The sequence below is a fragment of the Desertihabitans aurantiacus genome, from assembly GCF_003344635.1.
Taxonomy (GTDB): domain Bacteria; phylum Actinomycetota; class Actinomycetes; order Propionibacteriales; family Propionibacteriaceae; genus Desertihabitans; species Desertihabitans aurantiacus.
In genome coordinates this window covers 1-9,331 of record NZ_QPKK01000161.1, presented here as the reverse complement: position 1 = coordinate 9,331, position 9,331 = coordinate 1, and the positions used below count along the sequence as shown (strand labels likewise).

9 protein-coding genes are annotated in these 9,331 nt (G+C 74.8%); 4 read left to right on the top strand and 5 right to left on the bottom strand.

All coding sequences use genetic code 11. The annotated features are described in order from the left end of the window. The 3 genes from DVA66_RS13085 to DVA66_RS13075 form a co-directional block, all read right to left on the bottom strand. Positions 1 to 461: ABC transporter ATP-binding protein (locus DVA66_RS13085; protein ID WP_198671733.1), on the bottom strand; the 461-nt coding region annotated here is incomplete at its 3' end. Beyond that, positions 452 to 1,567: a P-loop NTPase family protein gene (locus tag DVA66_RS13080; RefSeq protein ID WP_198671732.1), complete on the bottom strand. Its 1,116-nt coding sequence runs from the start codon at positions 1,565 to 1,567 to the stop codon at positions 452 to 454. The genes DVA66_RS13080 and DVA66_RS13085, both read right to left, overlap by 10 nt. 372 nt (positions 1,568 to 1,939) lie before the next feature. Next, positions 1,940 to 2,581 carry a TetR/AcrR family transcriptional regulator gene (locus tag DVA66_RS13075; protein WP_114560485.1) on the bottom strand — a complete coding sequence of 214 codons (642 nt, stop codon included), beginning with the start codon at positions 2,579 to 2,581 and terminating at the stop codon, positions 1,940 to 1,942. Between the two features lie 127 nt (positions 2,582 to 2,708). Here DVA66_RS13075 and DVA66_RS13070 point away from each other — a divergent pair, with 127 nt between their 5' ends. Further along, a complete protein-coding gene (locus tag DVA66_RS13070) occupies positions 2,709 to 4,190 on the top strand; it encodes an MDR family MFS transporter (protein WP_232821943.1) in 1,482 nt (493 codons plus the stop codon). Positions 4,191 to 4,414: 224 nt separating this feature from the next. Here DVA66_RS13070 and DVA66_RS13065 read toward each other — a convergent pair whose 3' ends face one another. After that, on the bottom strand, positions 4,415 to 4,981 hold the full coding sequence (locus tag DVA66_RS13065; protein ID WP_157973983.1) for a GNAT family N-acetyltransferase: 567 nt from the start codon (positions 4,979 to 4,981) through the stop codon (positions 4,415 to 4,417). Positions 4,982 to 5,114: 133 nt separating this feature from the next. Here DVA66_RS13065 and DVA66_RS13060 point away from each other — a divergent pair, with 133 nt between their 5' ends. Further along, on the top strand, positions 5,115 to 6,380 hold the full coding sequence (locus tag DVA66_RS13060) for an MFS transporter (RefSeq protein ID WP_114560483.1): 1,266 nt from the start codon (positions 5,115 to 5,117) through the stop codon (positions 6,378 to 6,380). A gap of 128 nt (positions 6,381 to 6,508) precedes the next feature. Here the strand turns inward: DVA66_RS13060 and DVA66_RS13055 are convergent, their stop codons facing one another. Further along, on the bottom strand, positions 6,509 to 8,524 hold the full coding sequence (locus DVA66_RS13055) for a beta-galactosidase (RefSeq protein ID WP_114560482.1): 2,016 nt from the start codon (positions 8,522 to 8,524) through the stop codon (positions 6,509 to 6,511). Between the two features lie 124 nt (positions 8,525 to 8,648). On the opposite strand from DVA66_RS13055, the gene DVA66_RS13050 reads away from it, so the two are divergent. Together DVA66_RS13050 and DVA66_RS13045 are read left to right on the top strand one after the other, a co-directional pair. Beyond that, positions 8,649 to 9,029, top strand: a complete 381-nt coding sequence (locus DVA66_RS13050; RefSeq protein WP_114560481.1) for a DnaJ family domain-containing protein — start codon at positions 8,649 to 8,651, stop codon at positions 9,027 to 9,029. 56 nt (positions 9,030 to 9,085) lie between these two features. Then, a partial coding sequence (locus DVA66_RS13045; protein ID WP_232821942.1) for a hypothetical protein occupies positions 9,086 to 9,331 on the top strand: 246 nt, incomplete at its 3' end.

Here is a 9,331-nt window from a genome sequence, read left to right as displayed (position 1 = left end):
GCGAGCACCAGCCCGACCGCCACCCCGGCCACCAGCAGCCGGGCGAGCCCGCGGCCGACCCACAGCCGCAGCGCGGAGAGGTCGCCCGCGAAGCGGAGCAGCATGCTGCCGCGGTGGCGGCGGCCGAGCTCGCGGGCCGGCACCCGGGTGAGGTGGGCGAAGAGCACGTCGCGCACCTCCTGCACGTAGTGCTGGGCGACCTGCTCCGAGGCCAGCCGTTCCGCACCGCGGAACAGCGCCGAGCCGAGCACCGCCCCGGCGAGCCCGGCGACCAGCCAGGTCACCGCACCGGCAGGCAGCGGCGGCGGGACGGCGCCCGCGGTGCCGACCAGCAGGTCGAACCCGCGCTGGACGAGCACCGCGATCGAGACGGCGGTGAAGGCCTGGCCGACGCCGATGCCGACCAGCCGGGCGAAGGCCCACCGCCGTGGGCGGGCCAGCGGGCGGGGGATCACCGGCACGCCGCCAGCTGGTGGAACAGCTCGGCCGCCGCAGCCGGGTCGCCCAGCCGCGGCAGCGACCACAGCGGCTCCGGGGTGGCGGCCTCCGCCTCGGCCAGCGCGAGCGGGGAGGCGGTGAGCACCCCGCTCAGCCCGAGCACCGGCAGCCCGCGCTCGCGCAGCCAGGCCGATCCGGCAGCCGCGCCGAGGGCGTCCCGGGCGGCGAACAGGACGCCGTCCACCCGCTCGTCGAACAGCGGGTCGGTGAGCAGGGCGGCCGACTCCTCGTGGAACAGCCCGTCGGCGACCTCGAGCACGACGACGTCGCAGCCGTCGGCGGCGAGCCGGTCGGTGAGCTCGGTGAAGATGCGGCGGACCTCGGCCGGCCCGGTGCGGTAGGTGGTGGGCACCCCGGCGGCGGTGAAGTCGTAGACCGGGTCGGCACCGGCGTCACCGAGCAGCCAGACGTCCCCGCCGGCGCCGGTGCCGGTGACCTTGGCCGCGCCGACCCGCAGGCCGGCCAGTCGCAGCCCGCGGACCAGGTGGGCGGCGCTGGTGGTCTTGCCGGCGTTCATCGAGGCGCCGACGACGGCCACGGTGACGGGACGCCGGGCCGGTGCGGGCACCGGCGGTAGCGCGGCCGAGCGCAGGTTGATCCGGCGGCCGTCGGCGTCCAGCAGCAGGCCGGTGGGCTCGAGGGTGGTGGCCGAGCCCATCCGGTCGTGGGCCGACTCGACCCGTCCGGCCAGGCCGCCGGCGGCCACCAGGTGGCAGGGTCCGAGGTCGTCGGGGACTCCGGCGTGGAACTGGTCGGGGGCGTAGCGGGCGCCGTAGCAGACCACGACGTCGTCGCCGGGGAAGAGGCTGGCCCGGCGCCCGTCGCGCAGCTCCAGGCGCGGGTGCTGGCCGATGCTGACCACCCGGGCGAGCACCAGGTCGCCGGCCGCGGGCACGCCCTCGAGCTCGACCCGGGTGACGCCCTCGGTGCTCACGCGCCGGGTGGTGTAGGCGTGCTTGGCACGGGCCACCCGGTCCGGGGCGAGGTCGCCGGTCCGCGCCGCCACGGCCGGCACCTGGTCGGCGCGCAGGTCGGTCAGCGGGGTGGGCAGGTCGGTCAGGACGGACATCACGTTCTCCTCGGCACAGGGGTGGCGGACAACCCCCACCCTGTGCGGTCGGCATGATGCCCCGATGACGCGTCGATGAGAGAGTCATCATCGCCACGCCGGCACCCGCCCCGCCCAACGGCCTGAGCCTGACGAGGGGCGGAGCCCGCTCGCGCTTCGACGAGCTCAGCGCGCTGTGGTCCCGCTCGCTCGCAGTCCCGCGCGTGCGCACCTGCCCCGCCCCAACGCCCTGAGCCTGTCGAAGGGCGGAGTGCTGCCGCTTCGACGAGCTCAGCGCGCTGTGGTCCCGCTCGCTCGCAGTCCCGCGCGTGCGCACCTGCCCCGCCCCAGCGCCCTGAGCCTGTCGAAGGGCGATCCAGCACGAGCGGCCGATCAGCCCAGGGAGCGCCAGACGGTGCGGACCTCGGTGTAGATGTCGACCAGGGACGCGGCCTCGCCGGCCTCGGCGCGGTGCGCCCACTCCTCGAAGCTGAGCTGCAGCACGGTGGAGAAGCGGGCGGCGACGGCGCGGGCCCGCAGCAGCGGCATCCCGGTGGCCTCGACCAGCGCGGCGACCAGCCGCTCGGTGCGTTCGGCGTCCTGGCGCAGACCGGCGGCCAGCAGGGTCGGCTCGTGGGTCATCAGCCGCCGCACCCGCAGCACCCGGTGGTGCCCGGCGGGGTCGGCGTCGTAGGCGCGGGCGAGGTGGTCCCAGCACCGCTCCAGCTCAGCGGCCGGGTCGTCATCCGGACCGAGCTCGGCGACGGCGGCGAGCACGGTCGACTCGACGTCCCCGTCGTCGGTGAGCACCGCCTGCTCCTTGGTCGAGCAGAGCCGGAAGAAGGTGCGCGGGGAGACGCCGGCGGCTGCGGCGATCCCGTCCACCGTGGTGGCGGCCACGCCGTCGCGCTCGAACAGGTCGAGGGCGGCGTCGGCGATGTCGCGCAGGGTCTCGCGACGGCGCCGTTCCCGCAGGCCGGGACGTCCGGCGACCTCGGTCGCCAGCTCGGTCTCGTCGGTCGCCCCGGCACTCATCCCGCCGCAGCCTACCGTTTCTGCCAAGATGGCAGAGGCTGCCAACTATGCGCAGACTGACGTATAGTTGTCGAGGGCCCGACGGTGCGCCCCATCCGTCCACGCACGCAGAGGAAGAGGGACGCCCGTGACCAGCACCGACAGCGTCACCACCGCCGGGGGACCGGTGCCGGAGCAGAGCAGCACCCCGCCGGTGCGGGTCGGGCCGGTGATCGCCCTGCTCGTCGTCTCCGCCTTCGTCGTCATCCTCAACGAGACAATCATGAGCGTCGCCATCACCGACCTCTCCACCGAGCTCGGTGTGCCGGTCAGCACCGCGCAGTGGCTGACCACCGGCTTCCTGCTGACGATGGCGATCGTCATCCCGCTCACCGGTCTGCTGCTGCAGCGGCTGCCGGTGCGCACCGTGTTCTTCCTGGCGATGGGGCTGTTCACCGTCGGCACCCTGCTGGCCGCGCTGGCGCCCGGGTTCGCGGTGCTGCTCGTCGGGCGGGTGGTGCAGGCCTCCGGTACCGCGATCATGCTGCCGCTGCTGTTCACCACGGTGCTCAACGTCGTGCCGGCCGAGCGTCGCGGCCGGATGATGGGGGTCATCTCGATCGTCATCTCGGTGGCACCGGCGATCGGCCCGACCGTCTCCGGGGTGATCCTCTCCGTGCTCGACTGGCGCTGGATGTTCGGCATCGTGCTGCCCATCGCGGTGCTCTCGCTGGCACTCGGGGCGGTCTGGGTGAAGAACGTCACCGAGACCCGTCCGGTGAAGGTCGACGTCCTCTCGGTGGTGCTCTCCGCACTGGCCTTCGGCGGTCTGATCTTCGGGCTCTCCAGCATCGGTGAGGCCAGCGGCGGGCACGCCGTGGTGCCGCCGTGGATCCCGGTCGTGGTCGGCGCGGTCTCCCTCGCGCTGTTCGTGTGGCGCCAGCTCGCGCTGCGTGAGACCGACCGGGTGCTGATGGACCTCCGCGTCTTCCGCAGCCGCTCGTTCGCCCTGGCGGTGGTGGTCGTCATCGTCTCGATGACCGCGCTGTTCGGCACCATCATCCTCATCCCGATCTACCTGCAGCAGGTGCTCGGGCTGTCGGTGCTGCAGTCCGGTCTGGTGCTGCTGCCCGGCGGTGCGCTGATGGGTCTGCTCGCGCCGCTGGTGGGCTCGCTGTTCGACCGCTTCGGCCCGCGTCCGCTGGTGCTGCCGGGTGCCGTGGTGGCCAGCGCCGCGCTGTGGGGGATGACCACCCTCGGCCAGGACGCCACCGTCCCGCTCATCATCGCCCTGCACGTGGTGCTGTCCTCCGGGCTGGCGTTCATGTTCACCCCGCTGCTGACCAGCGCGCTCGGCTCGCTGCCGCCGCAGCTGTACTCCCACGGCAGCGCGGTCGTCTCCACCCTGCAGCAGGTCGCGGGCGCGGCCGGCACGGCGATGTTCATCACCCTGATGACGGTCAGCGCGGCCGGAGCCGTCCAGACCGGCGCCGACCAGGTGAGCGCGCTCGCCGGAGGTGTGCACACCGCCTTCCTCGTCGGGGCCTCGGTCTCGCTGCTCGCCGTGCTGCTGACGGTCTTCGTCCGCAAGCCCGCCGAGGGCGCCGAGGTGCCGGCCCCGGTCCACTGACACGACACCGCGCACGGACCGGCGGGGCTACCTGACGCACCGGTCCTCGCCAGTGCACTGAGTCCCACCACAGCGCACTGAGTCCCACCACAGCGCACTGAGCCCCACGACAGCGCACTGAGCCCCACGACAGCGCACTGAGCCCCACGACAGCGCACTGAGCCCCACCACAGCGCACTGAGCCTGTCGAAGTGCGAGCCCCCGCACCCGCGATGACCGACGGCTCAGCGACGCCCGGACCGCGGCTCGTACCGGACCACCGGCCGGTCACGCGCCAGCCGGCCCTGCTCGGCGAACCCCGCGTCGAGGAACACCGGCAGCACGCCGGTGAACCGGTTGCCGGTGGCCCCGGACGTCGCGGGGTCGACCGGGTAGCCCTCGACCGCGGTGCCGTGCTCGTCGGCCCAGGACGCGGCGTGCTGCACCAGGGCCCGGGTCACGCCGCGCCCGCGGGCGTCCCGGGCCACGAAGAAGCACGACAGCGCCCAGACGTCGTCGTCGGAGAACCGGTACCGGGAGAACCGGTCGGTCAGGTGGCCGAGCGCGGCGCGTGGCGTGAAGCGGGCCCAGCCGACCACCCGGTCGCCGTCGCAGGCGATCAGACCGGCCTCGCCGGCCCGGGCCTGGGCGGCGAGGTCGTCCTGGTTGGCCGTCCGGTCGCGTCGGGTGTAAGCCGGCCCCAGCAGCCAGTACTGGCACCAGCACCCGTTGGACGCGCCACCGCGGCCGAACAGCTCGCGCAGTGCCGGCCAGCCGTCCGCGTCGACGGGGCGCACCTCGAACGGGTTCACGAGCCCATCCTGGCCCCTGCGCGGCGTCGGCGACACGGGTAGACTCGCGCCCGAGCACGGGGTCCCGTGCGCCGGGTGGCAGGGACGGCGCACACCACGACCGGCGCACCCGCGCCGCACCTGGAGCTCTGCGATGTCCCTCCCCTCCGCCGCACCCGGCTACCGGCAGCTGTTCGCGCTGACCGGTCCCTGGTTCGCCCCCGTCGCCTTCGTCGCCCGGCTGCCGCTGGCGATGGCCCAGCTCGGCAGCCTGCTGCTCGTCTCCGGCGTCACCGGCTCCTACGGCGCGGGCGGTCTCACCGCCGGCGCGCTGGCTGTCGCCAACGCCGTGGTCGCCCCGCTCGCCGGTGCGCTTGCCGACCGGGTCGGCCAGCGTCCGGTGCTGCTGGTCCAGTCGATCGGGGCCGCGCTCGCCCTGCTGGCGCTCGTGCTGACCGCCACCCCCGGACGTCCGCTGGTGCTGGTGCTCGGCTGCGCCGCCCTCGCCGGGGCGCTCCTCCCGCAGGCCGGCACCCTGGCCCGGGTCCGCTGGCGGCTGCTCGCCTCCCGGGCCGAACGCCCCCGGCTCACCGAGACCGCCTTCGCCTACGAGGGCGCGGCGGATGAGGCCTCCTTCGTCCTCGGCCCGGCGCTGGTGGGTCTGCTGGCCGCCCTGGTCGCCCCCGCCGGCGCGCTGCTGGTGGCCGCTGCCCTGGTGGTCGTCTTCGGGCTGGCCTTCGCGCTGCACCCGTCGGCCACGCTGACCCGTCCCGACCGCAGCCTGCCCACCACGGCCGACGGCGGACCGCTCCTCCCGGCCGGGCTCAGTGTGCTGCTGGTGGCCATGCTCGGTGTGGGGATGGTGTTCGGCTCGGTGCAGACCGGCAACTCGGTGCTGGCCACCGCTGCGGGCGAGCCCGGGCTGACCGGCGGCCTGCACGCCCTGCTCGGGGTGGGCAGCGTGCTGGCCGGGCTGCTCGTCCCGGCCCTGCCAGCCCGCTGGGCGCTGCGCCGCCGGCTGCTCGTCTCCGCCGCCGCGCTGCTGGTGCTCAGCCTGCCGCTGCTGGCCGTCAGCACCCTGCTGCCGCTGTCGGTGGTGCTGCTGGTGCTCGGGCTGAGCATCGCCCCGACGATGATCACGCTGTTCTCGCTGGTCGCCGAGGTGGCGCCGCCGCAGCGGATCACCACCGCGCTCACCCTGCTCGCCGGCACCACCGGTGTCGGCTACGCGCTCGGCTCGGGACTGGCCGGACGGCTGGCCGACTGGGGCGGCCACACCCCGGCCTACGCGGTCACCGTGGCCGCCGGTGCACTGGCGGCGGGGATGGCACTGGCCGCCCAGCGGTCCGCGTCCGGCCCGGGCCGGGTCGTCGCCGACCGGGTGGACGCAGGGGCGTCCGGCCGCACCACCGCCCGCTGACCTCCCGACGCCCGACGAGCCTCATCGACCGCCAGCTCCCCAGCCCGCCCGCGCCTGTGCGCGAGTGTGGCCGAAACGTCGTCTGGGTCAGGCGCGAGACGACGTCTCGGCCACACTCGCGGGGAGGGTCAGCGCTCGGCGACGACCGCCACGCCGCCGGCCGGGACGCGGAGCAGGCCGTGCACGTCGGCGCCGGCCACGAGGTCGCGGCCGGTGGCGGGCAGCGTCGCCTCGGTGGCGGTGTGGTTGATGACGAAGAGGTAGGACGCGCCGTCGGTGCCGTGGCGGCGCACCACCTCCACCCCGGGCAGCACGTCGGCCTCCGGCTCGACGCCGGCCTCGGCCAGCACCCGCTCGACCAGCCGGGCCACACCCACCTCGTCGGGACGGGTGGCGACGTACCAGGCCGCGCCCTCGCCCACCACGTTGCGGGTGACCGCCGGTCCGCCGGCCAGCGGCCCGTCCACCCAGCGGTGCACCGCCTCGGCCCCCTCCAGCCGGGTGTGCTCGCTCCACATGTCGGCGGTGGTGCCGTCGTCGAGGGTCAGCCGCTCGTCCTCCTGCAGCGGGAAGAACTCCTCGGTCCGGACGCCCAGCAGCTCCCGGAACGCGCCGGGGTAGCCGCCGAGGTAGACGTGGTCGTGCTCGTCCACCGTCCCGCTGAGGAAGGTGACCAGCGCCGAGGCGCCGCCGCGGACCGCCTCGGCCACCCGGGCGGCGTCGGCGTCGGAGACGCTGTGCAGGGTGGGCAGCACCACCGCGCGGTAGCCGGTGAGATCGGCCCCGGCCGGCACCACGTCGACGGTGACCCCGCGACGCCACAGCGCGCGGTACCAGCGCAGCACCTCCTCGGGGTAGCTCAGCGCCGACGTGGGGTGGAAGTCGGCCTCGACCGCCCACCACGACGGGTAGTCGAAGACCAGCGCCACCGACGCCCGCACCCGCGACCCGCGGACCGGCGCGAGCTCGCCGAGCACCCGGCCCAGCTCGACGGTGTTGCGCCACACCGCGCTGTCGGTGCCGGCGTGCGGGACCATCCCGGAGTGGTACTTCTCCGCACCCGCCACCGACTGCCGCCACTGGAAGAACATCACCGCATCCGCTCCACGGGCGACGTGGGTGAGGGAGTTGCGCAGCATCTCCCCGGCCCCCTTGGCCCGGTTGCGGGGCTGCCAGTTCACCGCCGAGGTGGAGTGCTCCATCAGCATCCACGGGTCCCCGCCGGCCACCCCGCGGCTGAGGTCGGCGCTGAAGGCCAGGTCGACGTAACCCTCGGGGTCGGCCGCCACCAGGTAGTGGTCGTTGGCGATGACGTCGAGGTCGCCGGCCCAGCTGAAGTAGTCCATCCACTTCGCGTTGGGCAGCATCAGGTTGGTGGTGGTCGGCACCGCCGGGGTGATCTCGCGCAGCACGTCGCGCAGCGCGCGGTAGTGGGTGAGCAGCTCGTCGGAGGAGAACCGGGCGAAGTCCAGCTGCTGGGTGGGGTTGAGCCCGGTGGGGGAGGCCCGCGGCGGCTGCACCTCGGCGAAGGAGTCGTAGCGCTGCGACCAGAAGGCGGTGCCCCAGGCGGCGTTGAGCGCCTCGATGGTGGTGTAGCGCTCCTCCAGCCAGCGCCGGAACGCGACGGCGGCGTTCTCGGAGTAGTCGTGCGGGGCGTGGCAGCCGAGCTCGTTGTCGACGTGCCACAGCGCCAGCGCCGGGTGCTCGCGGTAGCGCTCGGCCATCCGCCGGGTCATCGCCACCGCGTACTCGCGGAACAGCGGTGAGGAGACGGCGTAGGCCTGCCGGCTGCCCTGGCCCAGGACCACACCCTCGGCGGTCACCGGCAGGATCTCCGGGTGGTTCGAGGTCAGCCACGGCGGCGGGGACGCGGTCGCGGTGGCCAGCGCGACCCGGATGCCGCCGGCGTGCAGCCGGTCCAGCACGGCGTCCAGCCACTCGAAGGTGTACTCGCCCTCCCGCGGCTCCAGCTGCGCCCAGGAGAAGATCGCGACGCTGACCAGGTTCACCCCGGCCCGCTGCATCAGCTCGACGTCCTCCAGCTGGGTCTCCAGCGGCCACTGCTCGGGGTTGTAGTCCCCGCCGTAGGCCAGACCGGGGACGTCCACCGGCCAGGGGCGGGCGGGGGTGGGGGACTCGGTCATGGCGTGCCTCTCCGGATCGGTGGCGGGCCCGCACGTCGGGCACCGGCCGGCAGGACGCTACGGAGCACGCGCTTGCGGCGTCAATCGACTCCCGGCGCGTCCGAGCGGCGCCTAAGGTGGGCCCATGGCCCCGTTCGAGAACTGGATCGACCGGCAGATCCGCGAGGCCACCGAGCGCGGGGAGTTCAGCGGCCTCAAGGGTGAGGGCAAGCCGCTGGCGGGGCTCGACCGCGGTGGTGACGACTGGTGGATCCGGCAGAAGCTGCAGGACGAGGACCTCACCGGTGCCCTGCCCACCAGCCTCAGCCTGCGCCGGGAGAAGGAACGGATCCAGGAGGTGCTGGCCGACGCCCGCACCGAGCAGGCCGCCCGCGCGCTGGTCGAGGACCTCAACGAGCGGATCCGCCACTCCCACCGCCGCGCCGTCCAGGGCCCGCCGATCTTCATCCGCCCGCTGGACGTCGAGGAGACCCTCGCCGAGTGGCGCCGCCGCCGCACCACGTGAGGACGCGGATGACGCCGCGGCTGCGCGTCACCCTGCCCGCGGTCCGGGTCCTTTCGGTGGTCCTGCTGCTCCACGGCGGCTGGCCGCGCAGCTCGCTGCGGATCGGGGCCTGGTACCCGCCGGTGCAGCAGACCCGGCGGCTGGCCCGCCACCTGGCGCGGACGCTCGGCGAGCGCGGTGTCGCGGTGGTCGAGGTGCAGAACCGGGTGCGCGGCTGGAACGCCCCCGAGCTGCCGGCGGTCGCGGACGCCCGCGAGGCCGCGGCCGAGGTGCGCCGCCGCTGGCCGGACGTCCCCCTGGTG

Bases quoted from the DNA above. Each gene is read 5' to 3' on its own strand.
- DVA66_RS13080 (WP_198671732.1), bottom strand. From the start codon at position 1,567: ATGTCCGTCCTGACCGACCTGCCCACCCCGCTGACCGACCTGCGCGCC.
- DVA66_RS13075 (WP_114560485.1), bottom strand. From the start codon at position 2,581: ATGAGTGCCGGGGCGACCGACGAGACCGAGCTGGCGACCGAGGTCGCC.
- DVA66_RS13060 (WP_114560483.1), top strand. From the start codon at position 5,115: ATGTCCCTCCCCTCCGCCGCACCCGGCTACCGGCAGCTGTTCGCGCTG.
- DVA66_RS13055 (WP_114560482.1), bottom strand. From the start codon at position 8,524: ATGACCGAGTCCCCCACCCCCGCCCGCCCCTGGCCGGTGGACGTCCCC.
- DVA66_RS13050 (WP_114560481.1), top strand. From the start codon at position 8,649: ATGGCCCCGTTCGAGAACTGGATCGACCGGCAGATCCGCGAGGCCACC.